This is a genomic window from Variovorax sp. 05T418, from assembly GCF_056396385.1.
Genome location: NZ_JBFTLJ010000006.1, coordinates 185,927 through 211,113, shown reverse-complemented (window position 1 = coordinate 211,113; position 25,187 = coordinate 185,927). Strand labels below are relative to the sequence as shown.

Annotated in this window: 23 protein-coding genes; 13 read left to right on the top strand and 10 right to left on the bottom strand. The window is 68.2% G+C overall.

Annotated features, from left to right (window positions below; translation table 11 throughout):
* Positions 1-61: 61 nt before the first annotated feature.
* The 6 genes from AC1DMS_RS14750 to AC1DMS_RS14725 form a co-directional block, all read right to left on the bottom strand.
* On the bottom strand, positions 62-1,393 hold the full coding sequence (locus tag AC1DMS_RS14750) for a tryptophan--tRNA ligase (protein WP_015866801.1): 1,332 nt from the start codon (positions 1,391-1,393) through the stop codon (positions 62-64).
* A 16-nt stretch (positions 1,394-1,409) separates the two neighbouring features.
* Positions 1,410-2,081: a site-2 protease family protein gene (locus tag AC1DMS_RS14745; protein ID WP_015866800.1), complete on the bottom strand. Its 672-nt coding sequence runs from the start codon at positions 2,079-2,081 to the stop codon at positions 1,410-1,412.
* A 43-nt stretch (positions 2,082-2,124) separates the two neighbouring features.
* Positions 2,125-2,760, bottom strand: a complete 636-nt coding sequence (locus AC1DMS_RS14740) for an L-threonylcarbamoyladenylate synthase (protein ID WP_015866799.1) — start codon at positions 2,758-2,760, stop codon at positions 2,125-2,127.
* A gap of 15 nt (positions 2,761-2,775) precedes the next feature.
* Positions 2,776-3,753, bottom strand: a complete 978-nt coding sequence (locus AC1DMS_RS14735; RefSeq protein ID WP_478181295.1) for a DMT family transporter — start codon at positions 3,751-3,753, stop codon at positions 2,776-2,778.
* The gene (locus AC1DMS_RS14730) at positions 3,750-4,607 is read right to left on the bottom strand and encodes a 3',5'-nucleoside bisphosphate phosphatase (protein ID WP_062365789.1); all 858 of its coding nucleotides are present in this window, start codon (positions 4,605-4,607) and stop codon (positions 3,750-3,752) included. The genes AC1DMS_RS14735 and AC1DMS_RS14730 overlap by 4 nt, the downstream gene beginning before the upstream one ends.
* Positions 4,608-4,704: 97 nt before the next feature.
* A complete protein-coding gene (locus tag AC1DMS_RS14725) occupies positions 4,705-5,739 on the bottom strand; it encodes a transporter (protein WP_015866796.1) in 1,035 nt (344 codons plus the stop codon).
* Between the two features lie 152 nt (positions 5,740-5,891).
* Between AC1DMS_RS14725 and ppk2 the strand changes: the two genes are divergently transcribed.
* A complete protein-coding gene (gene ppk2 / locus AC1DMS_RS14720) occupies positions 5,892-6,809 on the top strand; it encodes a polyphosphate kinase 2 (RefSeq protein WP_026284087.1) in 918 nt (305 codons plus the stop codon).
* 48 nt (positions 6,810-6,857) lie between these two features.
* Complete coding sequence (locus AC1DMS_RS14715) at positions 6,858-7,925, top strand: extracellular catalytic domain type 1 short-chain-length polyhydroxyalkanoate depolymerase (RefSeq protein ID WP_015866794.1); 1,068 nt, start codon at positions 6,858-6,860, stop codon at positions 7,923-7,925.
* Here the strand turns inward: AC1DMS_RS14715 and AC1DMS_RS14710 are convergent.
* Positions 7,922-8,848 carry a cupin domain-containing protein gene (locus AC1DMS_RS14710; RefSeq protein ID WP_436300652.1) on the bottom strand — a complete coding sequence of 309 codons (927 nt, stop codon included), beginning with the start codon at positions 8,846-8,848 and terminating at the stop codon, positions 7,922-7,924. The genes AC1DMS_RS14715 and AC1DMS_RS14710 overlap by 4 nt on opposite strands.
* 114 nt (positions 8,849-8,962) lie before the next feature.
* On the opposite strand from AC1DMS_RS14710, the gene AC1DMS_RS14705 reads away from it, so the two are divergent.
* From AC1DMS_RS14705 to AC1DMS_RS14670, 8 genes are all read left to right on the top strand, one after another.
* The gene (locus tag AC1DMS_RS14705) at positions 8,963-9,349 is read left to right on the top strand and encodes a hypothetical protein (protein ID WP_015866792.1); all 387 of its coding nucleotides are present in this window, start codon (positions 8,963-8,965) and stop codon (positions 9,347-9,349) included.
* 76 nt (positions 9,350-9,425) lie between these two features.
* Complete coding sequence (locus tag AC1DMS_RS14700; protein WP_436300651.1) at positions 9,426-10,895, top strand: MFS transporter; 1,470 nt, start codon at positions 9,426-9,428, stop codon at positions 10,893-10,895.
* A gap of 117 nt (positions 10,896-11,012) precedes the next feature.
* Positions 11,013-12,281: an urea ABC transporter substrate-binding protein gene (urtA, locus tag AC1DMS_RS14695; RefSeq protein WP_319439177.1), complete on the top strand. Its 1,269-nt coding sequence runs from the start codon at positions 11,013-11,015 to the stop codon at positions 12,279-12,281.
* A gap of 197 nt (positions 12,282-12,478) precedes the next feature.
* The gene (gene urtB, locus AC1DMS_RS14690; protein ID WP_478181294.1) at positions 12,479-14,026 is read left to right on the top strand and encodes an urea ABC transporter permease subunit UrtB; all 1,548 of its coding nucleotides are present in this window, start codon (positions 12,479-12,481) and stop codon (positions 14,024-14,026) included.
* Complete coding sequence (gene urtC / locus AC1DMS_RS14685; protein WP_478181293.1) at positions 14,023-15,240, top strand: urea ABC transporter permease subunit UrtC; 1,218 nt, start codon at positions 14,023-14,025, stop codon at positions 15,238-15,240. The genes urtB and urtC overlap by 4 nt, the downstream gene beginning before the upstream one ends.
* Entirely contained in the window at positions 15,237-16,115 is an 879-nt protein-coding gene (gene urtD, locus AC1DMS_RS14680; RefSeq protein WP_478181292.1) for an urea ABC transporter ATP-binding protein UrtD, read from the top strand. The genes urtC and urtD overlap by 4 nt, the downstream gene beginning before the upstream one ends.
* Positions 16,116-16,625: 510 nt before the next feature.
* Positions 16,626-17,318: an urea ABC transporter ATP-binding subunit UrtE gene (gene urtE / locus AC1DMS_RS14675; protein WP_015866784.1), complete on the top strand. Its 693-nt coding sequence runs from the start codon at positions 16,626-16,628 to the stop codon at positions 17,316-17,318.
* A gap of 126 nt (positions 17,319-17,444) precedes the next feature.
* Complete coding sequence (locus tag AC1DMS_RS14670) at positions 17,445-18,704, top strand: MFS transporter (RefSeq protein WP_478181291.1); 1,260 nt, start codon at positions 17,445-17,447, stop codon at positions 18,702-18,704.
* 5 nt (positions 18,705-18,709) lie between these two features.
* Here the strand turns inward: AC1DMS_RS14670 and AC1DMS_RS14665 are convergent, their stop codons facing one another.
* Both AC1DMS_RS14665 and AC1DMS_RS14660 read right to left on the bottom strand, forming a co-directional pair.
* On the bottom strand, positions 18,710-19,375 hold the full coding sequence (locus tag AC1DMS_RS14665) for an anti-sigma factor family protein (protein ID WP_436289360.1): 666 nt from the start codon (positions 19,373-19,375) through the stop codon (positions 18,710-18,712).
* A complete protein-coding gene (locus AC1DMS_RS14660; RefSeq protein ID WP_027730215.1) occupies positions 19,362-19,925 on the bottom strand; it encodes a sigma-70 family RNA polymerase sigma factor in 564 nt (187 codons plus the stop codon). The genes AC1DMS_RS14665 and AC1DMS_RS14660 overlap by 14 nt, the downstream gene beginning before the upstream one ends.
* 136 nt (positions 19,926-20,061) lie before the next feature.
* Here AC1DMS_RS14660 and AC1DMS_RS14655 point away from each other — a divergent pair, with 136 nt between their 5' ends.
* Positions 20,062-21,318, top strand: a complete 1,257-nt coding sequence (locus AC1DMS_RS14655; RefSeq protein WP_478181290.1) for a YVTN family beta-propeller repeat protein — start codon at positions 20,062-20,064, stop codon at positions 21,316-21,318.
* Between the two features lie 8 nt (positions 21,319-21,326).
* Here the strand turns inward: AC1DMS_RS14655 and AC1DMS_RS14650 are convergent, their stop codons facing one another.
* On the bottom strand, positions 21,327-22,286 hold the full coding sequence (locus AC1DMS_RS14650) for a sugar-binding transcriptional regulator (RefSeq protein ID WP_478181289.1): 960 nt from the start codon (positions 22,284-22,286) through the stop codon (positions 21,327-21,329).
* A gap of 174 nt (positions 22,287-22,460) precedes the next feature.
* Here AC1DMS_RS14650 and AC1DMS_RS14645 point away from each other — a divergent pair, with 174 nt between their 5' ends.
* Positions 22,461-23,813 (top strand): iron-containing alcohol dehydrogenase, encoded by a 1,353-nt coding sequence (locus AC1DMS_RS14645; RefSeq protein ID WP_027730766.1) that lies wholly within the window; start codon positions 22,461-22,463, stop codon positions 23,811-23,813.
* A 45-nt stretch (positions 23,814-23,858) separates the two neighbouring features.
* Positions 23,859-25,187, top strand: coding sequence for an extracellular solute-binding protein (locus tag AC1DMS_RS14640; protein ID WP_478181288.1), 1,329 nt, complete (start codon positions 23,859-23,861; stop codon positions 25,185-25,187).

The following is a 25,187-nucleotide window of genomic DNA, read 5'->3' as shown; positions in this document are numbered from 1 at the left end:
TAGTGATCGCACGGTCTTCTCTCGTCAGTCCTCGGCGGGTAAGCCGATGGATATTGCCGGATCAACTTCCGTTGGTAGAGGTTGTTGTCTCCGCCAGTGCTTCCAGCGCCTCGTTCGCGGCGCGCAATTCTTCCGGGCCGGCCGGCTCGAGCTGCTCGGCGAGCGCGGCCAGTGCCGCGCCGCGCTGCTGCTGCAGGGCGGCGATGGCGCGGCCGGCTTCCTGCGGCGAGGCGAATCCGCGGCTCTGCAGCAAGGTGGCGCCGTGGGCGTCGAGCAGCTTGAAATAGAACAGGCCATCGCGCTCGCGGTACTGCTTGAAACTCGGCTTGGCGACCTTGGCCGCCTTGCGGGCACCGCCCTTGTCGCGGCCCGATGCAAGGTTGCGCAGCCCCACCGCGTGGCGCAGCTCGGCCATGAAGGGGCGCGAGAGCTTGCGGGCCTTTTCGGCGCCGATGAGCAGGATGCGCTCGATCTCCGCCGGGTCGTTCATCAGTGCTTCGTAGCGCGCGCGCAGCGGCGCCACCTCGAGGTCGATGCGCTCGAACAGCATCTGCTTGGCGTCGCCCCAGCCGATGCCGTCGGCGTACGCCTTGCGCAGCGCCTCGGTTTCTTCGGCGCTGGCAAAGGCCTGGTAGATCTGGAACAGCGCCGAGCCTTCGGTGTCCTTGGGCTCGCCGGGCGCGCGCGAGTCGGTCACGATGCTGGCGATCTGCTTTTGCAGCTGCGCGCGCGGCGCGAACATGGCAATGGTGTTGCCGTAGCTCTTGCTCATCTTGCGGCCGTCGAGGCCGGGCAGGGTGGCGACGGCATCGTCGATCTCGGCTTCGGGCAGCGTGAAGTGCTCGCCGTACTGGTGGTTGAAGCGCTGCGCCATGTCGCGCGCCATTTCGATGTGCTGCACCTGGTCGCGCCCCACGGGCACCTTGTGCGCGTTGAACATCAGGATGTCGGCGCCCATCAGCACCGGGTACATGAAGAGGCCGGCCGTCACGTCGGCGTCCGGGTCTTCGCCCTTGGCGATGTTCTTGTCGAGCTGCGCCTTGTAGGCGTGGGCGCGGTTGAGCACGCCCTTGCCGGTCACGCAGGTGAGGAACCAGGTGAGCTCGGTGATCTCGACGATGTCCGACTGGCGGTAGAAGGTGACGCGTTCGGGGTCGAGCCCGCAGGCCAGCCAGCTCGCGGCGATCTCGAGCGTGGAGCGCTGGATCAGCGCCGGCTCCTGCACCTTGATGAGCGCGTGGTAGTCGGCCAGGAAGAAGAAGCTCTCGACGCCCGGCGCGACGCTCTGGCGTACCGAATGGCGGATCGAGCCGACGTAGTTGCCGAGGTGCGGCGTGCCCGACGGCGTGATGCCGGTCAGGACGCGCAGGGGAGCGGGGGAAGACGAAGCCATGGCAGGAGAGGAGAACTTAACGCAGCAAAGCCGTGAGCGGAGAGATGAGCAGGTTGATGGCCATGTAGCCGAAGTCCATCAGCGGACGCAGCCAGAAGGTGCTGACGATGCCCGCGAGCACCAGGCCCATCACGATGAAGAAACCGAAGGGCTCGATGCGCGCGAGGAAATTCTGCGCCGGTCCGTTGGGCAGCAGGCCTGCAAGAACGCGGCCGCCATCGAGCGGAGGCAGCGGAAAGAGATTGAAGGCCCACATCACGAGGTTGACCAGCACACCGCCCTGCGCCATCTTGATGAAAAAGGTTTCATCGATGCCGGCCGCTACCAGCCCCACGAGCACCAGCGCCCAGAGGATGGCCTGCACGAAATTGGACGCAGGCCCTGCCAGAGCCACCCAGATCATGTCGCGCTTCGGATGGCGAAGGCGCCCGAAGTTCACCGGCACCGGCTTGGCATAGCCGAACAGGAAGGCCCCGGAGGTTGCGAAGTACAGCATCAGTGGCATCAGGATGGTCCCGATGGGGTCGATGTGCTTGATCGGGTTGAGCGTGACGCGGCCCATGGCCTCGGCCGTGTTGTCGCCGAAGTGGCGCGCCACATAGCCATGCGCCGCCTCGTGCACCGTGATCGCAAAGACCACGGGCAAAGCGTAAATAAGTACGGTCTGTATCAGGTTGGAAATATCCACTGGGCGATTGTGTCAGACGGAGTGAAAGCTGCGGTGCCGCTTGTCAGAGGCCAAGCACCGCCAGCGTGCCGCGGCCCTGCCGCACCACCACCGGATCGTCGCCCGTGCCCATGGGCGTGAGGTCCACCACGGTGGTGGGTTGCGAAGGGCAGGCGCCGGCGTCGATGACGGCGCCGATCTGCTTTTCGAAGCGCTCGCGGATGGTCTGCGCGTCGTTCAGCGCCTCGGTCTCGCCGGGCGCGATCAAGGTGGTGGCCAGAAGCGGCGCGCCATGCAGCATCAGCAGCTCGAGCAGCACCTTGTGGTCGGGCACGCGCAGGCCGATGGTCTTGCGCTGCGGATGGCTCACGCGCCGCGGCACTTCCTTGGTGGCCTCGAGCAGGAAGGTGTAGGGCCCGGGCGTCGCGGCCTTCAGCAGCCGGTACTGCTTGTTGTCGACGCGCGCGTAGTTGGCCAGCTCGCTCAGGTCGCGGCACAGTAGCGTGAGATGGTGCTTCTCGTCGACCTGGCGGATGCGGCGCAATTGGTCGACCGCGTCCTTGTCGTCGAGGTGGCAGGCCAGCGCGTAGCTCGAATCGGTGGGCACGGCCACGATCTCGCCGCGCTGCAAGAGCGCGGCGGCCTGCTTGAGCAGCCGCTGCTGCGGGTTCTCGGGGTGGACTTCGAAATACTGGGCCATACAAAAGACTCCTGATCAGGATTCGGCCGGCTCGATCGGCACGCGGCGCTCGCGCACCGTGAGCCAGGCGCCGGCCGCGCCGCACTCCGCGATCATCGACATGCCGATGAGCGAGAAGCGGTCGGGCACGTGGGAAAAGACCAGCCAGCCACCGAACATGGCAAACGCGATCTGCGCATAGAGGTAGGGCGTGAGCGTGGATGCCGGTGCGCGCTGGTAGGCCAGGATGAGGATGAAGTGTCCCACCGTGCCCATGAACCCCATGAGGCACAGCAAGGCCCACCAGTGCCACGAGGGCAGGGCGGTCCACACGAAGGGCAGCGCCAGCGAGGCGATCAGCGCGCCCACCCAGCCGGTATAGAAATGCATCGTGAGCGGATTCTCGGTCTGCGCCAGCTTGCTCGTGAGCACCTGGAACCAGGCGTTGGTCAGCACCAGCCCAATGGGCAGCAGCACGGCCCAGCTGAACGCATCGCCGCCCGGGCGCAGGATGACCAGCGTGCCGGCGAAGCCGCCGGCCACCAGCACCCAGCGCAGCGCAGAGACCTGCTCCTTGAGCGTGGTGGCCGCAAGCAGGGTGATGACGAGCGGCGCAATGAGCACGATGGACGTGAACTCGGCCAGCGGCATGTAGCGCAGGCTCAGGAAGGCCAGCGTGCTCGACACCAGCAGCAGCGCGCCGCGCAGCAGCTGGTAGCGCGGATGCTGCGTGCGCAGCAGGGCGGTGCCGTGCCGCGGCAGCAGCACCGCGGTGGTGGCCACGGCCTGGAAGGCATAGCGGAACCACACGCCCATCAGAATGGGCACGGCGGCGGTGGAGGTCTTGGTGGCGGTGTCGAGCGTGGCAAAGCAGGCCACCGCCACCAGCACCATGCCGATGCCCGCGAGGATGCGTTCGGACTCGAGGTCGCGCGTCTGGCGTGCCGCGGCGCGGGCGTTCGCCAGTGCCGCCGTTGCCGCGCTGTCGCTGCCGGACCCGGGGCTCTGGCTCACTGCTGGATGCGGTGGCTGAGCAGTTCCCACACCGGCGTGAGCGCACCGGGCAACGGTGGCAGCTTGCCGAGATCGCAATGGCTTTCGTCGGGGCTGTGGAAATCGCTGCCGCGCGAGGCGGCGAAATCGAACTCGAGCGCCTTGTCGGCGTACTCGACGTATTCGGCGGTCGTGTGGCTGCCGGTGACGACCTCGATCGCCCGCCCGCCATGCGCCTTGAATTCGAGGAACAGCGCGTATTCCTCGTTGGCGGTGAACTTGTAGCGCCCCGGATGCGCGATGACGGCCATGCCCTTGGCGGCCGTGATCCAGTGCACCGCATCCTTGAGCGAGGCCCAGCGGTGCGGCACGTAGCCGGGCTTGCCTTCGGTCAGGTACTTGCGGAACACCTCGGGCGTGTCGCGGCAGTGGCCCTGCTCGACCAGGAAGCGCGCGAAGTGGGTGCGCGAGATCAGCTCGGGATTGCCGACGAACTTGAGCGCGCCTTCGTAGGCGCCGTGGATGCCGACCTTGGCCAGCCCCTCGGACATTTCCTGCGCGCGCTTGCCACGGCCGCCGCGCGTGTCGTAGAGGCCCTGCGTCATGGCGGCGTCGTCGGGGTCGAAGCCCAGGCCGACGATGTGCACGGTCTCGTTGGCGAAGGTCACCGAGATCTCGGTGCCGGTGAGATAGCGGATGCCGTTGGCGCGCGCCGCGGCGGCCGCGCGGTGCTGGCCGCCGACTTCGTCATGGTCGGTGAGCGCCCAGAGCTCGACCCCGTTGGCGGCGGCGCGCGCGGCCAATTCTTCGGGCGTCAATGTGCCGTCGGAAACCACGGAATGGCAGTGCAGATCGGCATTGAGAATGGAGGACACATTTGCATTCTATTGGGTCTGGAACATCGATGCGGGCGCATGGATGCTATTGTGGTTGCTATTAAATAAATAGCATTACTGCGGCGGCCGGCGCGGCTCAGCGCTTCTTGCGAAAAGCCGCCCACGCGGCCACCGCGGTGAAGCTCGCGACGATCGCCACCACGATCCAGAACCCGTGCTTGTGCTCGGCCAGCGGAATGCCGCCCACGTTCATGCCGAACAGGCCCGCCAGGATATTGATCGGCAGCGCGAGCACGGTCACCACCGTCAGCACGAACAGGCTGCGGTTGTTGTCCTCGTTCACGTTGGCGGCGATTTCTTCCTGCAGCAGCTTGATGCGCTCCTGCAGCGCCTGCATGTCGCGCAGCACCACCGAGAACTCCTCTGTCGAACCCCGAAGCTCCTGCGCATCGGGCTCCGCCATCCAGGCCGGCGGGCCCTGCAGCAGGCGGAAGAGGGCGGCGGGCTCGGGGGCCAAGAGGCGCTGCAGCCGCACCAGCAGCCGGCGCAGCACGCCGAGCCGGGCGCGCTTGTGGTCGAGCCGGCCGGCCAGCAGCTCGTCCTCGATGCGGTCGATGCGCGAAGTGACGCCGCGCACGATCTTCACCAGCACGTCGGCCTGCGCGCGCAGCAGGTGCTCGAGCAGTTCGGTGCTCGAGCGCGGCGCGTCGCCGGCCTTGACCGCCGTGCGCAGCGCGTCGACCGAGCGCAGCGGCTTGGTGCGCGCCGTGACCACCAGCCGCGGCCCCACGCTGATCCAGAGCGTGGAGATGTCCGAGGGCTCGAAGCTGAACTCGAAGTGCACGTCATTGATCACGGCGATCAGCGAATCGTCGGCGCGCTCGATGCGCGTGGAGGGCAGGCCTTCGTGCAGCGTTTCGTAGAAGGTGTCGGACAGGCGCGCATGGCGCAGCAGCCAGCGCTCCGCTTGCGCGTGGCTCAGGTTGAAGTGCAGCCAGAGGAAGGAAGACTCCGGCGAAGAGGGCGCAGCGGCGTCCAGCCAGGCCGCAGCCTGCGCCGAGTCGATCGCGCGCACGGGTTCCGGCGCCGCGGCGTCGAACAGGTAGCCGCAGATCAGTCCGGCTTCGTCGCCGCCATATGAATTGGCGGCCAGGTCATGGAGTGCCGGCAAGGTGCGTTGGATCAGGAAGGACGGAGGGTGTGCACCGGATGGTGTTCGCCATATGTGACAACTTCGTGTCGGCGCCATGCGGCCCGTCACGCAACCGTCATCTGCGGCGGGCAGCATGCCCCGTTCCACCCCACACCTTCTTTTTGCCCATGATGCTGACGAGCGCACTTCCGGACCACGAGGAGCTGATGCAACGCATCGCCCGCGACTTGATCGACAGCTACGACGAGGAGCTCGAACTGGAGATCGAGGACCGCAACATCGACGGCCTCGACCCCGCGTCGCGCACGGACGACAAGGCGGCGCGCCAGGCCTACTTCAAGGAATTGTTCCGGCTGCAGGGCGAACTCGTGAAGCTGCAGGACTGGGTGCAGCACAGCAGGCAGAAGGTGGTCATTCTTTTCGAGGGCCGCGACGCGGCGGGCAAGGGCGGCGTCATCAAGCGCATCACGCAGCGCCTGAACCCGCGCGTGGCCCGCGTGGCCGCGCTGCCTGCGCCCAACGACCGCGAGCGCACGCAGTGGTACTTCCAGCGCTACGCCGCGCACCTGCCGGCTGCCGGCGAGATGGTGCTGTTCGACCGCAGTTGGTACAACCGCGCCGGCGTGGAACGCGTGATGGGCTTTTGCAGCGACGACGAGTACGAGGAGTTCTTCCGCACCGTGCCGGAGTTCGAGAAGATGCTGGTGCGCTCGGGCATCAAGCTCATCAAGTACTGGTTCTCCATCACCGACGACGAGCAGCACATGCGCTTCCTGGGCCGCATCCACGATCCGCTCAAGCAATGGAAGCTCAGCCCCATGGACCTGGAAAGCCGCCGCCGCTGGGAGGAATACACCAAGGCGAAGGAAATCATGCTGGAGCGCACCCACATTGCGGAAGCGCCGTGGTGGGTGGTGCAGGCGGTGGACAAGAAGAAGGCGCGGCTGAACTGCATCAGCCACCTGCTGGGCCAGCTGCCCTACCAGGAGGTGCCGCATCCGCCGGTGGAGCTGCCCGCGCGCGAGCGCCATGCCGACTACCTGCGCCAGCCGGTGCCGGCCAGCATGATCGTGCCGGAAATCTACTAGGGCCTCGGCCGCTGTTTGGATGGCCGGCGCTTTGCGTCACACTGCGCCATGGCCCGCCGTTCCACCGCTTCCCTGTTCGCCCGCGCGTATGAGCGCAACCTGAAGGCCCTCACGAAGATCACGCTCGGCAACAGCAAGCGCGTGGCGGGCCAGGTGCAGCGCGCAACCGCCAAGCGGCTCAAGCCGCCGCCGGGCAAGGGCGACTGGCTCGGCGGCATGGCGCTGGGGCCCGGCGGTGCGCGCGGCTACCACCTGTTCCGCCCGGCCGGCCTGCAACTGCAGCCCGGCGAGAAGTTGCCGCTCATGGTCATGCTGCACGGCTGCGGCCAGACCGGGCGCGACTTCGCGGCCAGCACGCGAATGAACGCGCTTGCGGTGCGCCAGCGCTTCCTGGTGCTCTACCTGGAGCAGGACAGGCTGGCCCATCCCCAAGGCTGCTGGAACTGGTACGAGCGGCGATCGGGCAAGGCCGACGCCGAGGCCGCCACCTTGATGGCGGCCATCGACCAGGCCTCGATGCTCTATCCGGTGGACCGCGAGCGCATCGCGTTGGCGGGCCTGTCGGCCGGGGCCAGCATGGCGGCGCTGCTGGCCACGCGCTATCCGGCGCGCTTTCGCGCCGTGGCCATGCATTCGGGCGTGGCGCCGGGCGCAGCGAAGTCCTCGGCCACGGCCCTGGGCGCGATGCGCGGGCAGCACGCGCCGCCGATGCCGACCACCGCGGTCGGCAAGGCCATGGGCGCGGCCGCCGTGTTCGCGACCCTGCCGCCGATGCTGGTGATCCATGGCGAGGCCGATGCCGTGGTGGCGCCGAGCAATGCCGTCAACAGCGCGGCCGTGTGGGCCACGGCCGTGGGCGCCAAGCCGGGGGCCGCACGCACGCTGCAGCGCGGCAAGCGGCACGCCATGCGGCTGACCGAGTTCCGGCGCAAGGGCCGCACGCTGGTCGTGCTGTGCGAGATCGCGGGACTCGGCCATGCCTGGAGCGGCGGTGCCGCCCAGCTGCTCTTCAGCGACCCGGCCGGGCCCGATGCCACGCGCATGGTGTGGGCCTTTGCGGCGGCGCAGTTCAAGCACGCGGCCAAGATCAAGGCGGGCCTTCCGGCGGGCGCCTAGGCGGCAGAGCCCTCGCGCGCCGCGGCGCGCCATGCGCCCGGTGCCATGCCCATGCGGCGCTTGAAAGCCTTGCTGAAGGCAGCTTCCGATTCGTAGCCCACCGCGCCTGCGATCGCACCCACGGCCGCATGGCCCTGGCCGAGCATGTTGCCGGCCTTGAACATGCGCCACTGCGTGAGGTATTCGAGCGGCGCCTGGCCCACGCGCTCGCGAAAGCGCTGCGCGAAGGCCGAGCGCGACAGGCTTGCCGTCGAGGCCAGCGCTTCCACCGTCCAGTCGCGCGCCATGTCCTTGTGCATGGCGCGCAGTGCGGGGCCGATGCGCGCGTCGGTCAGCGCGGCCAGCCAGCCCGTCTGCGATTCGCCATGGGCCGCCACGTGGGCACGCACCGCCTGCACGAACACGATGTCGGCCAGCCGGCTCACGAGCAGGCCCGAACCCAGGCCCGGCTCGCCGGTTTCCATCGCGAGCAGCTGCAGCGTGCCCTGCAGAGCCAAGGCGCGCGCCTCTTCCATCTTCACGTGCAGCAGCACCGGCAGCAGGTCGAGCAGCGGGCGCGCGGCACGCTGGTCGAAGTGGAACCAGCCGCAGATCACCGAGGCCGCGGTGCCCGTGCCGCCCAGCTCGACCACGCCGCCGATGCGGTCGCGCACCACCGAGGCGCAGCTCACCGTGGGCGTGTTCGGGTGGTCGCGCAGCACATAGGGCGTGCCGTGCGCGAGCACGTAGCAGTCGCCCGCGGCCAGGGGCACGGGCTGTGCGACGCCCGGCGCCTCGAGCAGGCAGCTGCCGCGCACCACGAGTCCGAAACGCGCGCTCTCTCCGCCAGCCAGGCTCACGCCCCAGGGCGCGCCGGCCTCAAGCCGGGCGTACAGCGCGCTGCGCACTCGCATGGCGGCGAAAACATCGTCGAGTGGGTCCATGAAGGCTCCGGTGGCAGTGGACGAATGGACAAGATTGTCGGCTTTACGGGCATTCACTGTCCACTCGCCGCGGCGGAAACTGCGACTTCACTCTCACCGCACAGGAGCAGACACATGCATGCCGACACCCACGCCGCAGAGCTCGCCGAACGCTACGTCGCCCTCTGGAACCTGCCGGACGCCGGCGCCCGCCGCGACGCCATCGCCAGCCTCTGGGTGCCGCAGGGCGAGCACTACGTGCGCACGCTGCAGGCCAAGGGCTACGAGGCGCTGGAGCAACGCGTCGCCAGCTCGCACGAAAAGAATGTGCGCGGCAACGGCTTTCGCTTCATTGCCACCGGCGATGCCCAGCTGCTGCGCGACACCGTGATGTTCCATTGGCAGATGGTCCCTGCCGCGGGCGGCCCGGTCGCTGCGCTCGGGCTGGAGTTCCTGCTGCTGGCCGAGGACGGCCGCATCGCCATCGACTACCAGTTCATCCTGCCGACGCCCGCCGCCTGATCGCTTGGACAAAGGCCGGCCATGACCTGCGAGGTCATTGCCGCCATACGCCGCCACCCCAACACTCGAGGCCATCATGACCCAGTCCAATCCCGCTGTTCCCGCCGCATCGCTTCCTTCCCCGGGCATCCACGGCACGGGCGCGACGAAGCCCGGCCCGCTGGCCCTGTGGGTCATGCTCAGCGGCACCTTCCTGGTGGTGCTGGACTTCTTCATCGTCAACGTCGCGCTGCCCTCGATGCAGCGCGAGCTGCTGGCGAGCACCGCCACGCTGCAACTGGTGGTGGCGGGCTACGGCCTGGCCACTGCCGCGGGCCTCATCACCGGCGGCCGCCTGGGCGACCTTTTGGGCCGCCGCCGCATGTTCATGCTCGGCCTCCTGCTGTTCACGCTGGCCTCGGCCGCCTGCGGCTTTGCGCCGAATGCCGAATTGCTGGTGGCGGCGCGCGTGCTGCAGGGGCTGGCCGGTGCGCTGCTGCAGCCGCAGGTGCTCGCGATGATCGGCCTGGCCTACACCGGCGAAGACCGCGCGCGCGCCTTTGCGGCCTACGGGCTCACGCTGGGGCTTGGCGCCACGCTGGGGCAGCTGGTGGGCGGCTTGCTGATCCATGCGGACCTGGCGGGGCTGGGCTGGCGCAGCTGCTTTCTCATCAACGTGCCGATCGGGCTGCTGGCGCTGGCGTTGGCACCGCGCCTCATTCCGCCGCTTGCGAACAGTGGCAGCAACAGCAAGCTCGACCTTGCCGGCATGCTGTTGGTGGCCGCGGGTTCGGTCGCCGTGGTGCTGCCGCTGGTGGAAGGCCGCCAGCAGGGCTGGCCGCTGTGGAGCTGGCTGTGCCTTGCCGCCGCGCTGCCGCTGCTCGCTGCGTTCGCTTTCCAGCAGCGCCGGCTGGCCGCGAACGGCGGTGCGCCACTGGTGGCGCCCGTGCTGCTGGCGAACCGGCGCTTCGTCATGGGACTTTTCACCACGCTGGCCTTCTATGTCGGCAATGCCTCGCTCTACTTCGTGCTGGCGCTCTACCTGCAGCAAGGCCTGGCGCTCGGCCCGCTGAGCTCGGGCATCGTCTTCACCTCATTGGCGGTCGGCTTCTTCGCAACCTCGATGGCCGGCGCGCGCCTGGCACGCCGCTTCGGCGGCAAGCCTCCGATCGCGCTCGGCGCCCTGGTGCTGGCCGCGGGCCATGCATTGCAGTTCGTCAACGTGGCGGGGTGGGCCGGACACACGCACGTGGCCGCGTGGATGGTGCCGCTGCTGCTGGTGCAGGGCGCGGGGCTCGGCATGGTGATGGCGCCGCTGGTGTCCACCGTGCTGGCCGGCCTGCCGCCGCAGCATGCGGGCGTGGCGTCGGGCGTGTTGTCGATGGTGCAGCAGGCGAGCAATGCGCTGGGCGTGGCGCTGATCGGAATCCTGTTCTATGGGCGGCTGGGCGATGCACCGGATGCGGCGGCCTATGCCAGCGCGTTCGGTGTGGCGCTGGTGTACCTGATGGTGTCCGCGTTGGTGGTGGCCCTGCTGCATCGGCGCGGCAGCCGGCTGCCGCCCTGAGTACCTCCGTGTACGCCACCCGGCGTATTTCTCGCGGACGGGCGAATCCGCAGACTCTCCTCCATCGTCCGGCTCGACCGGCGACCAGGTTTCAACCACCCCGGAGCAGGAGTCCACATGCAACGTCGTTTCACACTCAAGGCGCTCACCGCCGCCGTCGCCCTGGCCAGCATCTCCGCTGCGCCGGCCTTTGCCGCCGACACCATCAAGGTCGGCGTGCTGCACTCGCTGTCGGGCACGATGGCCATTTCGGAAACCGTGTTGAAAGACACCGTGCTGATGGCCATCGACGACATCAACAAGAAGGGCGGCGTGCTGGGCAAGCAGCTCGAGCCCGTGGTGGTCGACCCGGCGTCCAACTGGCCGCTGTTCGCAGAAAAGACCAAGCAGCTGCTCGGCCAGGACAAGGTCTCGGTGATCTTCGGCTGCTGGACCTCGGTGTCGCGCAAGTCGGTGCTGCCGGTGGTCGAGGAAATGAACGGCCTCTTGTTCTACCCCGTGCAGTACGAGGGCGAAGAGCTCAGCAAGAACGTGTTCTACACCGGCGCCGCGCCCAATCAGCAGGCCATTCCGGCGGTCGACTACCTGATGAGCAAGGAAGGCGGCGGTGCCAAGCGCTGGGTGCTGCTGGGCACCGATTACGTCTACCCGCGCACGACCAACAAGATCCTGCGCGCCTACCTCAAGAGCAAGGGCGTGAAGGACACCGACATCGACGAGAAGTACACCCCCTTCGGCCACAGCGACTACCAGACGATCGTCGCCGACATCAAGAAATTCTCCTCGGGCGGCAAGACCGCGGTGGTCTCGACCATCAACGGCGACTCCAACGTGCCCTTCTACAAGGAGCTCGGCAACGCCGGCCTCAAGGCCAAGGACGTGCCGGTGGTGGCCTTCTCGGTGGGTGAGGAAGAACTGCGCGGCGTGGACACCAAGCCGCTGGTCGGCCACCTCGCTGCATGGAACTACTTCATGTCGATCAAGAACCCGACCAACACCGCATTCATCAAGCAGTGGGGCGACTACGCCAAGGCCAAGAACATCGCCGGCCACAAGGACAAGCCGCTCACCAACGATCCGATGGAAGCCACCTGGATCGGCATCCACATGTGGAAGCAGGCCGTGGAGAAGGCCAAGAGCACCGACACCGACAAGGTGATCGCGGCGATGGCCGGCCAGACCTTCACGGCGCCCTCGGGCATCGTCTCGAAGATGGACGAGAAGAACCATCACCTGCACAAGAGCGTGTTCATCGGCGAGATCAAGGCCGACGGCCAGTTCAGCGTGGTGTGGAAGACGCCGGGCCCGGTCAAGGCCAAGCCGTGGAGCCCGTACATCGAAGGCAATGACAAGAAGCCGGACCAGCCGGCCGGCAAGTCGCTGTAACTGGCTCATTGCCAAGCCCCTTCTCTTGCTCCCTCTCCCCTCGGGGAGAGGGCGGGGGTGAGGGCAGCGGCGGTCGATCTGGCCGCCGCGTCTGTTGGAAGGCCGCCGGCCCTCACCCCAACCCTCTCCCCCAGGGGAGAGGGGGCAACACGAAACTCACGATGCTTCGACGATCCCTTCACTGTGCACTCGCCGCCATGCTGTTCATGGCATCGGCCGTCCACGCGCTGACCGCCGACGAAGCCCGCGCCATCGCCTCCGGCGAATCCGAAGCGCGCATCACGGCGCTCAACAAGGCCGTGCTCACGGCCGACGACAAGACTGCCGCGTTCATCCAGGCCATGACCGAGGACGCGGTCAAGTACACCGAAGACAAGGTCTTCGTGATGAAGGATGACAAGGGCTACGACCCCGTGACCGGTGCCGAGCTGAAGGTGCCCGACACGGCCGAGGACGTGGTCAACAACAACCTTATGCGCGGCGCGCTCGATGCCGCGCAGGCCGTGCTCAAGCTCACGAGCAAGGACGACGCGGTGCGCGCCGAAGCCGCGCAGGCGCTCTTCAAGGAGCCCGACGAATCGCGCGTGCCGATGGTCGAGAAGGCGCTGGCCGCCGAGACCAACCCCGGCATCAAGGCGCAGCTGCAGCTGGTGCGCGCCGCCAGCATGCTCACCAGCGCCGACAAGGCCAGGCGCCTTGCCGCGGCCAAGGAGCTCGGCGCCAACACCAGCCCCGACACCAAGCTGCTGCTCAACCAGCGCCTGGCGGACGAGACCGAGGCCGACGTCAAGGCCGCCATCGTCGCCTCCATCGCGAGCATCGACGGCTCGCTGGTCTGGGGCGACCGCATCAACGCGGTGTTCAGCGGCATCAGCCTGGGCTCGGTGCTGCTGCTGGCCGCGCTGGGCCTGGCCATCACCTACGGCCTGATGGGCGTCATCAACATGGCGCACGGCGAGCTGATGATGATCGGCGCCTACGCCACCTACGTGATGCAGGGCATCTTCCAGAAGTACATGCCCGAGGCGGCGTTCGGCTGGTACTTGGTGGCCGCGATTCCCGTGTCGTTCCTCGCATCGGCGCTCGTGGGCGCGGTGCTCGAGCGCGGCGTCATACGCTTCCTCTACGGCCGCCCGCTCGAGACGCTGCTCGCCACCTGGGGCATCAGCCTGATGCTGCAGCAGCTCGTGCGTTCGCTGTTCGGCGCGCAGAACGTGGGCGTGGAAAACCCCGGCTGGATGAGCGGCGGCTTCACCATGCTGAGCAACGTCACGCTGCCGTGGAACCGCATCTGCATCATCGTCTTTGCGGTGCTGGTGCTGCTTGCGATGGGCTGGCTCATCGGCCGCACGCGGCTGGGCCTGTTCGTGCGCGGCGTCACGCAGAACCGCCCGATTGCTTCGTGCATGGGCGTGAACACCGCGCGCATCGACACCTACGCCTTCGCGCTCGGCTCCGGCATTGCGGGCCTGGCGGGCTGTGCGCTGAGCCAGATCGGCAACGTCGGGCCGGACCTCGGCCAAAGCTACATCGTCGACAGCTTCATGGTGGTCGTGATGGGCGGCGTGGGCCAGCTCGCGGGCACGGTGTATGCGGCCATGGGCCTGGGCATTCTCAACAAGTTCATCGAAGGCTGGGCGGGTGCGGTGCTCGCGAAGATCGCGGTGCTCGTTTTCATCATCATCTTCATTCAAAAGAGACCTCAAGGCATCTTTGCCATGAAGGGCCGGAGCGCAGAAGCATGAGCAAGGTTGTGTTGCCAACCAAAGGTCCGCTGTTGAGCGGCAAGGGCTGGACAGCCTTCTTCGTCGCGCTGATCGTGGTGTGCGCGGTGGCACCGGTGCTCAACATGGTGGTGCCGGCCGGCAGCCCGCTGCACATGAGCGACTACGCGGTGGCGCTGGTCGGCAAGATCATGTGCTACGCGATCTGCGCGCTGGCCATGGACCTGATCTGGGGCTACACCGGCATCCTCTCGCTGGGCCACGGCCTCTTCTTTGCGCTCGGCGGCTACATGATGGGCATGTACCTGATGCGCCAGATCGGCCGCGACGGCAACTACAAGAGCGACCTGCCGGACTTCATGGTGTTCCTCGACTGGAAGACGCTGCCCTGGCACTGGACCTTCAGCGACAGCTTCATTGCCACGTTGATCCTGATCGTCGCGGTGCCGGGCCTGATTGCCTTCGTGTTCGGCTTCTTCGCGTTCCGCTCGCGCATCAAGGGCGTGTATTTCTCGATCATCACGCAGGCCATGACCTTTGCCGCGATGCTGCTGTTCTTCCGCAACGAGACGGGCTTTGGCGGCAACAACGGTTTTACCGACTTCAAGCGCATCCTGGGCATTCCGATCGCCACGCAGGAAATGCGCATGACGCTCTTCGCGCTCACGGGCCTTACGCTGCTGGGCTTCTTCCTGTTTGCGAAGTGGCTCATCGCAAGCAAGTTCGGCCGCGTGCTGCAGGCCATCCGCGACGCCGAAACGCGCGTGATGTTCTCGGGCTACAACCCGCTGCCCTACAAGCTCACGATCTGGGTCATCTCGGCCGTGATGTGCGGCGTGGCCGGTGCGCTGTACGTGCCGCAGGTGGGCATCATCAACCCCGGCGAGATGAGCGCGGCCAACTCCATCGAGATCGCGATCTGGGCCGCGGTGGGCGGGCGCGCGACGCTGATCGGGCCGATCATCGGCGCCTTCATCGTCAACGGCGCGAAGAGCTGGCTCACGGTGGCCTACCCCGAGTACTGGCTGTACTTCCTGGGGGCCTTGTTCATCGCCGTCACGCTGTTCCTGCCGAACGGTATCGTGGGCCTGGTGAAGAAATGGCTGTCGCGTGAAAAGGCGGCGCCGAGCGCCGGCCGAGAGGAAGCACAGCGCGCCATGGCTGCCGCGCAAGGCGTGGAGCCGGAGGCGCTGCACGCGCCGCTGGTGGCCGAAGTGAAGGGAGCGCGTGCATGACGCCCGACCTGATGGAAGCCGGCGCCGAGCGCGCCGCCCGCGCCAAGGGCATGCACCACGCGGGCGGCAGCACCGAATCGGGCGGCCGTTCCGCGGACTTCGGCCGCATCGCAACGCCGGGCGAAGTGGACGTGACGCACGGCCGCATCCTCTACCTCGAAGACGTGAGCGTGAGCTTCGACGGCTTCAAGGCCATCAACAAGCTCTCGCTCGACATCGCGCCGGGCGAGCTGCGCTGCATCATCGGCCCCAACGGCGCGGGCAAGACCACGATGATGGACATCATCACCGGCAAGACCCGGCCCGACTCGGGCACCGTGTTCTTCGGCAGCACCATCGACCTGCTGCGCCATCGCGAGGCCGACATCGCGCAGCTGGGCATCGGCCGCAAGTTCCAGAAGCCGACGGTGTTCGAGCATCTCACGGTGTTCGAGAACCTCGAGCTCGCACTCAAGACCAACAAGGGCGTGCGCGCTTCGATGCTGTTCAGGCTCGACTCGGCGCAGAGCGACCGCCTCGCCGAGGTGCTGCAGACCATTCACCTGGCCGACAGCGTGTCGCGCCTGGCCGGCAACCTGAGCCATGGCCAGAAGCAGTGGCTCGAGATCGGCATGCTGCTGATGCAGGACCCGAAGCTGCTGCTGCTCGACGAGCCCGTGGCCGGCATGACCGACGAGGAAACGGCGCGCACCGCAGAGCTGTTCCTCACGCTCAAGGGCAAGCATTCGCTGATGGTGGTGGAGCACGACATGAGCTTCATCCGCACCATTTCCGAGATCGTCACCGTGCTGTGCGACGGGTCCGTGCTGGCGCAGGGTACGCTGGACGAGGTGCAGGCGGATGAACGCGTGATCGAGGTCTATCTTGGGCGCTGATCTTGTCCGGGGCTCGGCGACGGGGGCTGTGCCCTTGGGCGGCCGACGTCACCGGCCCTTCGGGCTTCCCTGCGCTGCTCGCGACGGGCGGGGTCTCGCAGAACTCGCTTCGCTCAAACAGCTGCGAGCCCTGATCCGCCCGTCGCTGCGCTGCTCGGCGGTGCCTCAACGGCCGCCCAAGGGCACAGCCCCCGTCGCCGCGGTCAGAGCCGCGGTGCACCCCCTGCCTTCCTCCCTCTCCCTCCGGGAGAGGGCCGGGGTGAGGGCCGACGGCAGACACGCCACGACCAGCGCCCGGTATGCGGCGCGGTGTGGACGGCCCCTCTGTGCCGCCGAGGAGCGCAGCGTTTCGCGGATCAGGGCTCGCAGCTGTTTGAGCGAAGCGAGTTCTGCGAGACCCCGCGAAACGCGAGCACCGCAGGGCAGCCCGAAGGGCCGGCACAGTGGGGCCGACCGCGCCGTGCCGCATACCGGGCGCCTCCAAAAAGAACAAAGGAAGGCGCCAACAAAATGCTGACAGTCAAAAACATCCACCAGTACTACGGCGGCTCCCACATCCTCAGAGACGTGAGCTTCGAGGCCACGCTGGGCAAGGTCACCGTATTGCTGGGCCGCAACGGCGTAGGCAAGACCACGCTGCTCAAGTCGCTCATGGGCTTGGTGCCCATCAAGAGCGGCAGCATCGAGCTCGAAGGCAAGCCAATCCACAAGGCCACGCCTTACGACAGGGCAAGAGCAGGCATCGGCTTCGTCCCCCAGGGCAGAGAGATCTTTGCCAGGCTCACGGTAGAGGAAAACCTGCGCATGGGCCTGGCCTACAAGAGCGGCAGCACGCCCATTCCGTCGGAATTGTTCGACCTCTTCCCCGTGCTCAAGCAGATGATCAACCGGAGGGGCGGCGACCTCTCCGGCGGGCAGCAGCAGCAGCTTGCGATTGCCCGCGCGCTGGCGCCCAAGCCCAAGCTCTTGATCCTCGACGAGCCCACCGAAGGCATCCAGCCCAGCATCATCAAGGACATCGGCCGCGTCATCCGCATGCTGGCCGACCGCGGCGACATGGCCATCGTGCTGTGCGAGCAGTACTACGACTTTGCGCAGGAGCTGGCCGACGACTACCTCGTGATGGAGCGCGGCGAGGTCATTGCGCGCGGCCTTGGCAAGGACATGGAAGCGCAGGGCGTGCGCCAGCTCGTCGCGATCTGACGACGGGCCACAGGCCGGCATGCCGGTATCGGCCCCGCCGCATCGCCGTATCGGCAGAAATTCAGGGTTTACCCTAAAATTGGGCTCCTGCCCGCTACCGCCGGGCACCCTCCCAGGAGCCTGGCCTTGAACGCCTCCCCACCCGCGCTGGACGGCGCGGACACCGACATTCCCGTTGTTTCCCCCGCCGCACGGCCCGTGAATTTCCTGCGCGCCGTGCTTGCGCTCGGCGTCGGCGGCTTCGCCATCGGCACCGGCGAGTTCGTCATCATGGGCCTGCTGCCCGAAGTGGCGAAGGACATCGACGTCAGCATTCCGCAGGCCGGCCACGTCATCAGCGCCTATGCGCTCGGCGTGGTCATCGGCGCCCCGGTGCTCGCGGTGCTGGCGGCCGGCTGGGGCCGCCGCGCGCTGCTGATCGCGCTCATGACCGTGTTTGCCGCCGGCAACTTCGCGAGCGCGATGGCGCCCGGCTACCTGTCGCTCAACCTGCTGCGCTTTGCCACCGGGCTGCCGCACGGCACCTACTTCGGCGTGGCCGCGCTGGTGGCCGCCACGCTCGCACCGCCCGGGCGCCGCGCACGCGCGGTGGGCCTCGTGATGCTGGGGCTCACCGGCGCCACGCTGGTCGGCGTGCCGATCGCGGCCTGGCTCGGCCAGCTGTTCGGCTGGCGCGCCGCCTTCGTGTTCGTCGGCCTCATCGCGCTGGTGGCCGTGGCGCTGCTGCGCCGCGACATCCCCGACCTGGCGCCGCCCGCAGGCGCCAGCCCGTGGCGCGAGCTCGGCGCGCTCAAGCGCAAGCAGGTGTGGTTCACGCTCGGCATCGGCGCCATCGGCTTCGGCGGCATGTTCTCGGTGTTCAGCTACATCAAGCCCACGCTGATCGAAGTGGCGGGCCTGCCGCTGGGCGGCGTGCCGTTCGTGCTTGCGCTGTTCGGCCTGGGCATGGTCACCGGCAACCTCGTCGGCTCGCGGCTGGCCGACAAGTCGCTGATGCGCACCATCGGCGGCCTGCTCGTCTATGCGGCGCTGGTGCTCGCGATGTTCTCGTTCGCAGCGCACCATGTGGTCGCCGCGGCGATCAACGTGTTTCTCATCGGCACCACCGTGGCCATCGGCCCGGCGCTGCAGATCCGCCTGATGGACGTGGCCGGCGACGCGCAGACGCTCGCCGCGGCGCTCAACCACTCGGCCTTCAACATGGCCAATGCGCTGGGCGCCTGGCTCGGCGGCGTGGCCATTGCGGCCGGGCTGGGCTGGACCTCGACCGGGTGGGTGGGTGCGCTGCTCGCGCTCGCGGGCATGGGGGTGTTCGGCTGGGCGATCGCGAGCGCGCGTGCCGAGGCGCGGCCGGGCAAGATCGCCTGCGAAGGTTCGGCGGGCTAGGGCTGCTACGGCCCGGTGCGCTCGCGCATCAGCGAGGCAAACTTCCGCAACTCGGCCGCATTCAGGTCCGACACCGCCCACGCCTGCATGCCGCCCTCGGCCCAGTGCGCGAGCTGGTAGCCCTGCCGCGTGGAGAACGCGGGCGGCTGCACCTTCGCATCGGCCGCGGGCCAGACAAACAGGTTGATGACGTGCGGCCCTGAGCGATAGACCAGCGCCGCCACCGTCCGCCCGTCGAGGTAGTCGAGCCGCCCGCCCGCCAGCGGAAAACCGTCGGACGCCAGGTCCACCACCGGCGGCGAGAAGTCGAGCTTGCCGGCAAACCAGGGCTTCACCGTGTGCTGGTCGGACGAGGCCACGTCCGCCAGGTGCGCCGCCATCAGCGAGCGCACGTGGTTGGCCGTGACCGCCTCGCCGAGCGCGTCCTGCGGCGGCACCGGCGTTGCCAGCAGAACGAGCGCGAGACCCCAGGCCGCTGCCGCCCCCGTACCGAACCAGGCGAGCCCCCGCCACCAGCCGTGCCGGCCGGGCACTGCAGCGGCAGGCGCGGCAGCCGCTCCGGCCTCGGACCGCACCGACTGCGCGATGCGCTCGGCCAGCCCCGCGGGCGGCGCGTGCCGCACGGCGTGGCGCCGGATCAGCGGCCCCAGCTCGTCGTCATGAATTTGCATGCTGTGTCCTTTCGGTCCCGTCCCCGGGGCGTTCATCGCGCAGGCTTTCGCGCAGCAATGCCCGCGCACGCGACAACCGCGACATCACCGTGCCCAGGGGGACACCGGCGATGCGTGCGATGTCCTCATAGCGCATCTCTTCGAGCTCGCGCAGCACGATGACTTCGCGATAGGCCGCGGGCAGGGCGTCGATGGCGGCGTTGATGCGCTCGCCCTGCGCGCGCTGCTCCCACTGCCGGGCCGGGTCGGCGCATTCCGCGGAAGCGGGTGGCACGGCCCCGCTGTCGCGCAACTCGTCGAACTCGAGTTGGTCGGCCAGTTGCCGGTTCTGCCGCATCCAGTCGTAGCAGGCGTTGCGCACGATGCCGAGCAGCCACGGCCGCGCGCTCTCGCCGCGCAGCCCGTCGAAAAAGCGGAAGGCGCGCAGGTACGCCTCCTGCACCGCATCGTCGGCCAGCTGGTCGTCGCGCAGCAGCCAGCGCGCAAGGTTCCACGCCGCATCGAGATGCGGCAGCGCGGCGGCTTCGAACTGGCGTGTGCGGTCGGTCAACGGGCTTCTTCTTCCTGCATGACGTGGCAGCTGCGCGTTCTATTCCATCTTTTTTTTGGACCGGGGAATAAGCAGGGCGCGCCATGCGTCATGCCCTGTGCCGATTCTCTTCCTACTCTTTCAGGAGTTCTTCATCATGATCGCCATTCCCGGGTTTGTGCGCTTCCTCGTCGTTCTCGCGGCGCTGGGCGCTTCGGCCTTCTGCGCGTTTGCAGCCGGCCCCAAGGCCTACGTCGGCAATTTCAAGGACAGCACGGTCAGCGTGATCGACACCGGCACCGAGCGCGTGCTCGCCACCGTGCCGGTGGCCACGGGGCCGGACGGCATCGTCATCTCGCCGGACGGGCGCACCGTGTTCGTCAGCGGCTCCGGCGCCTCGGCGGTGAGCGAGATCGACGCAGCCAGCGACGGCGTGGCGCGCACCATCGAGGTCGGCAAGGGCCCGCAGGGCCTCGCCGCCACGGCCGACGGACACTGGCTGCTGGTGGCCGTCAACGGCGACGACCGCGTGGCCTTCATCGACACCGCGACGCACGCCGTCAGCGCCACCGTGCCCGTGCCCAAGCCGCACACCATCGCCGTGCGGCCCGACGGCCGGCAGGCCTACGTCGCCTCGCAGGAGCCGGGGCACTTCGCACTGGTGGTCGTCGACCTGGCGGCGCGCACGGTGGTCGCGGAGATCCCGCTCGAGAAGGCGCCGCGCGACCTGGAGTTCGGCCACGACGGCAAGGCGCTGTACCTGACCCTGGCGGGCGTGCCCGCCGTGCAGGTGCTGGACCCGGCGACGGACCAGTGGCTGGCGCCGATACCGACCGGCGTATCGCCCCACATCGCCCAGCACTTCGCCGGCATGGCGAGCGGCGTGGTGGTCGTGCAGGGGCCGGGCGAGGTCTTGCTCTTCGACCCGGCCACGCGGGCGCCGGGCCGCAGCATCGGCGTGGGCAAGCAGCCGCACTGGCTCGACCTGTCGGCCGACGGCAAGAAGCTGTGGGTGAGCAACGAAGGCTCCAACGACGTCAGCGTGGTCGACCTTGCGGGCGGCCCGATGCACACCGTGCCGGTCGGCAACGCGCCGCGCAAGGTGGCGGTGCAGCGCGCCGCGTCCGCAGGCACCGCGCATGCATCGCAGGCTGGCGTTTCCGCGCAGGTGGTGGCGATCCGCAACTTCGCCTTCGAGCCGGCGCAGATCACCGTCAAGGCGGGCCAGAGCGTGACCTGGAAGAACGACGACGGCGCGCCGCACGGCGTGGCCTTCAAGGACGGCACCGCGGGCATGGACCTCATGCTGCCCGGCAAGAGCTTCACCCGGACCTTCGACAAGCCGGGCGTGCACGACTACGCCTGCTCGGTGCATTCCTACATGACGGCGCGCGCGACGGTGCTCGCGCCCTGAGGGAAGGCTCAGCGCTCCTGCAGCGCCTGGTAGAGCTTCAGCGCCGTGCGCGCCGTCTGCTCGTCGCAGATCAGAACCGACAGCAGCCTGGCCCGCAGCACCGCCGCAATGATCGGCGCCTTGTTCTCGCCGCCCGAGGCGACGATCACCGTCGGAATGCGCGCCAGCTCCTCGAGTGAAGGCGCAACCACGCGCAGGTTCAGCGCATGCTTCACCGGGTTGCCGTGGCGGTCGAGGAACTGGCCGATGATGTCGCCCACCGCCTTGGCCTGGCGCAGCTCGGCCACCGGCACGTCCTTCGGCAGGCCGTAGCGCACCAGCAGCGAGCGCGTGCTCAGGTCGCCCACGCTCAGCAGCGCGACGTCGTTGGCCGCGATCTGGCCGAAGGCTTCCTTGAAGACATCCTGCGAGACGATGGTGTCGCGCGACCTGGCGCTGCCCGCATACAGGGGCGCGGCCAGGTAGCTGCACTGCGCGCCCAGCCGCGCGGCCAGTGCGCTGGCCGTCTCGAAGGTGTTGATCTCCAGGCCGCGCGTCAGGCCGCCCATCATCGAGTTGACGTGCACCTCGGGCCATTGGCCCGGTGCGACGTGGCGTATGGCCTCGCGCAAGGTGGCGCCCCAGCCCACGCCCACGCCGCGCACGCGGTTCGTCTCGAGGTGCTTCGAAAGATATTCGCCGGCCGTGCGCCCCAGCAGCACGGGGATGAGCTCGGGGCTCTCGGGCGTCGGAATGATCGTTGCCTCGCGCAGGCCGCAGACGCTGCGCAGTTCTTCTTCCAGCCGCAGGCAGCTTTCGTGGCGCGAGTTGATCTTGATGCTGACCAGCCCGCTCTCGCGCGCCTCGCCCAGCAGGCGGTTCACGCGCAGCCGCGTGAGGCCGAGCTTCGTGGCGATGCCGTCCTGCGTCAGGCCCTCCATGTAGTAGAGCCAGGCCACGCGCACCGCCACCTGATCTTCCTCAGCCATCCGAATTCTCCGTGGTTGTCGTCGTCGATTCTGCGGCCGCGATGGTGGCACGGGTGTGGCGGATTCCGCGCCGCGGGCCCGCCGGTCTACGGGTAGTCACGTGGTTGAAACAAATGTCTTTCAAACTATACACTTGTTCATCGACCGGAAAACGGCGTCCAGATTGCAGGAGACATGAGCGATTCGTCATCCCCCCTGAAGGCCGCGCTGCGCGATGCGGCGGTCACCAAGGAAGTCGTCATCGAGCACGCCGCGGTGCGCTCGCTGCCCGGCGTGCTGCAGCGCTGCGCGCCGGGCCGGCGCTGGATGCTGGTGGCCGACGAGAACACCTGGGATGCGGTGGGCGCGTCGGCGCAGGCCCTGCTCGAATCGCAGGGCGTGTCCTGCGCGCCGCCGCTGGTCTTTCCTGCGAAGCCTCGCCTGAAGCCGCGCGTGGCGCGCTCGGCGGCCATCGCACAGCAGCTTTCCGCGCAGGCGGCCACGCCGATCGCGGTGGGCTCGGGCGTCGTCAGCGACCTGGCCAAGCATGCGGCCTCGCTCGCCGGCCAACCCTATGTGTGCCTTGCAACCGCCGCCTCCATGGATGGCTACGCGGCCTCCGGCGCCGCACTGCTCGATGAAGACGGCTTCAAGCGCACGCTCGCATGCCCGCCTCCGGTGGCGGTGCTGGCCGACCTCGACGTGCTGCGCGCCGCGCCCGCGCGCATGACGGCCTGGGGCTACGGCGACCTGGCCGGCAAGTCCGTGGCCGGCGCCGACTGGCTGCTGGCCGACGCGCTCGGCGTGGAGCCCATCAATCCGCGTCCCTACGCGCTGGTGCAGGACCATCTCGGCGACTGGCTCGGCGCGCCGCAGCGCCTGGCCGTGCACGAGCCGCAGGCACTGGCCGGCTTGCTGGCCGGCCTGCTGGTCAGCGGCTTCGCCATGCAGGCGCATGGCAACTCGCGCCCCGCGAGCGGCAGCGACCACCAGTTCTCGCACCTGTGGGAAATGGAAAACCTGCAGGTCGATGGCGAGCCCGCGGCGCATGGCGCCTGCGTGGGCGTCGGCTGCGTGGCCATGCTGGCGATGTACGAATGGCTCATTGCGCAGCCCGATGCCGCAATCGCGGCTGCCGCAGCGCAGGCGCATGACGGCCAGGACGAGGCCGCGCTGTCGCGCGAGATCGAGGCCGCCTTCGGCAATGAGGAATTCAGGGCCGCTGCGCGCGGCGAGATGAATGCGAAGGCCACACTCGGCAGCCGCCGCGCCCGCCTCGACCAGCTGGTGCGCACCTGGCCCGCGCTGCGCGCACAGCTGAAGCGCCAGCTGATCGGCGCGCGCGACATGCAGCAGCGGCTGGCCACCGTCGGCGGCGCGAGCCATCCCGAAGAACTCGGCATCGGCGCCGCCAGGTTCGCCGCCGACCACCGCCGCGCACGCCTCATCCGGCGCCGCTACACGCTGCTCGACCTGCTCGACGACCTGGGCTGGCTCGACCGCGCAATCGCCGGGCAGTTCGCGCCCGGCGGTTTCTGGACCGCCTGAACGCAAGAACACCCCCGGCATCGACACACCCCACAGGAGAACGCGATGAAGATCCAACGACGCAGCACGCTGGCCATGCTGGCCCTTTCATCCACGCTCTGGCTCGCGAGCGGCACACCCGCCGCCGCGCAGCCGGTGCAGGTGCAGTGGTGGCACGCGATGGGCGGCGCGCTCGGCGAGCGCGTGGAAGAACTGGTGAAGAATTTCAACAGCTCGCAGAACAAGTACGCCGTCACCGCCGTCTACAAGGGCAACTACGACGAGGTCATCAACGGCACCATTGCTGCCTACCGCGCCAAGCGCGCGCCGGCGCTCGTGCAGATCTACGAGCGCGGCTTCATGACCATGCTGCTGTCCGATGCAACCATGCCGGTGCAGGACCTGCTCGACCAGCGCGGCTACAAGGTCGACTGGGCCGATTTCGTGAAGCCGGTGGCCGGCTTCTACAGCTACAAGGGCAAGCTGATGACGATGCCCTTCAATTCGTCCTCGCCGATCCTCTGGTACAACAAGGCGCACTTCGAGAAGGCCGGCTTCGCCGGGCCCGCGCAGACCTGGCAGGAGCTGGAGAAGCAGCTCTACGCCATCAAGCAGAAGGGCATCTCGGCCTGCGGCTCGGTGCTCGCGGGCGACTACCACTGGAGCCTGCTCGAGAACTACAGCGCCATCAACGACCTGCCCTATGCCACCAAGGCCAACGGCTACCAGGGGCTGGACACCGAGTTCGTCTACAACAAGACCTCGGTGGTTTCGCAGGTGGCGCGCATCAAGAAATGGATCGACGACGACGTGATGCAGATCGCCGGCCAGGGCCTGAGCCCCGAGCAGCTGTTCACCTCGGGCAAGTGCTCCACCTACTTTGCCTCGACCGCTGCGCACAGCGGCATCGAGCGCGAATCCAAGATCGGCTGGAGCGCCACCTACCTGCCGTGGGAAGAGGGCAAGCAGCCGAAGAACAGCACCATCGGCGGCGCGTCGCTCTGGGTGATGAAGGGCCAGAAGCCGGCCGAGTACGAGGCCGTGGCCGCCTTCCTCGACTACATCGCCAAGCCCGAGACGCAGTTCTGGTGGGTCAAGGCCACGGGCTACGTGCCGCTGACCAACAAGGCCTACGAGTTGGCCAAGTCGCAGGGCTACTACAAGGAGCATCCGACGCGCGAGATCGCGATCCTGCAGCTCACGCGCGGCACGCCCACGGCCAACTCCACGGGCTTTCACTTCGGCAACTTCACGCAGACCATGATGGCGCAGCGCGACGAGTTCCAGAACGTGGTGGCCGGCAAGAAGACGCCGCAGGTGGCCATGGACGATGCCGTCAAGCGCGGCAACGAGATCCTGCGGCAGTACGAGAAGCTCAACAAGGGCCGCTACTGA

Bases quoted from the DNA above. Each gene is read 5' to 3' on its own strand.
- urtC (WP_478181293.1), top strand. From the start codon at position 14,023: ATGAGCAAGGTTGTGTTGCCAACCAAAGGTCCGCTGTTGAGCGGCAAG.
- AC1DMS_RS14715 (WP_015866794.1), top strand. From the start codon at position 6,858: ATGGCCCGCCGTTCCACCGCTTCCCTGTTCGCCCGCGCGTATGAGCGC.
- AC1DMS_RS14700 (WP_436300651.1), top strand. From the start codon at position 9,426: ATGACCCAGTCCAATCCCGCTGTTCCCGCCGCATCGCTTCCTTCCCCG.
- AC1DMS_RS14650 (WP_478181289.1), bottom strand. From the start codon at position 22,286: ATGGCTGAGGAAGATCAGGTGGCGGTGCGCGTGGCCTGGCTCTACTAC.
- AC1DMS_RS14740 (WP_015866799.1), bottom strand. From the start codon at position 2,760: ATGGCCCAGTATTTCGAAGTCCACCCCGAGAACCCGCAGCAGCGGCTG.
- urtE (WP_015866784.1), top strand. From the start codon at position 16,626: ATGCTGACAGTCAAAAACATCCACCAGTACTACGGCGGCTCCCACATC.
- AC1DMS_RS14645 (WP_027730766.1), top strand. From the start codon at position 22,461: ATGAGCGATTCGTCATCCCCCCTGAAGGCCGCGCTGCGCGATGCGGCG.
- urtA (WP_319439177.1), top strand. From the start codon at position 11,013: ATGCAACGTCGTTTCACACTCAAGGCGCTCACCGCCGCCGTCGCCCTG.
- urtD (WP_478181292.1), top strand. From the start codon at position 15,237: ATGACGCCCGACCTGATGGAAGCCGGCGCCGAGCGCGCCGCCCGCGCC.
- AC1DMS_RS14710 (WP_436300652.1), bottom strand. From the start codon at position 8,848: ATGGACCCACTCGACGATGTTTTCGCCGCCATGCGAGTGCGCAGCGCG.
- AC1DMS_RS14655 (WP_478181290.1), top strand. From the start codon at position 20,062: ATGATCGCCATTCCCGGGTTTGTGCGCTTCCTCGTCGTTCTCGCGGCG.
- AC1DMS_RS14750 (WP_015866801.1), bottom strand. From the start codon at position 1,393: ATGGCTTCGTCTTCCCCCGCTCCCCTGCGCGTCCTGACCGGCATCACG.
- ppk2 (WP_026284087.1), top strand. From the start codon at position 5,892: ATGCTGACGAGCGCACTTCCGGACCACGAGGAGCTGATGCAACGCATC.
- AC1DMS_RS14665 (WP_436289360.1), bottom strand. From the start codon at position 19,375: ATGCAAATTCATGACGACGAGCTGGGGCCGCTGATCCGGCGCCACGCC.
- AC1DMS_RS14705 (WP_015866792.1), top strand. From the start codon at position 8,963: ATGCATGCCGACACCCACGCCGCAGAGCTCGCCGAACGCTACGTCGCC.
- AC1DMS_RS14640 (WP_478181288.1), top strand. From the start codon at position 23,859: ATGAAGATCCAACGACGCAGCACGCTGGCCATGCTGGCCCTTTCATCC.
- urtB (WP_478181294.1), top strand. From the start codon at position 12,479: ATGCTGTTCATGGCATCGGCCGTCCACGCGCTGACCGCCGACGAAGCC.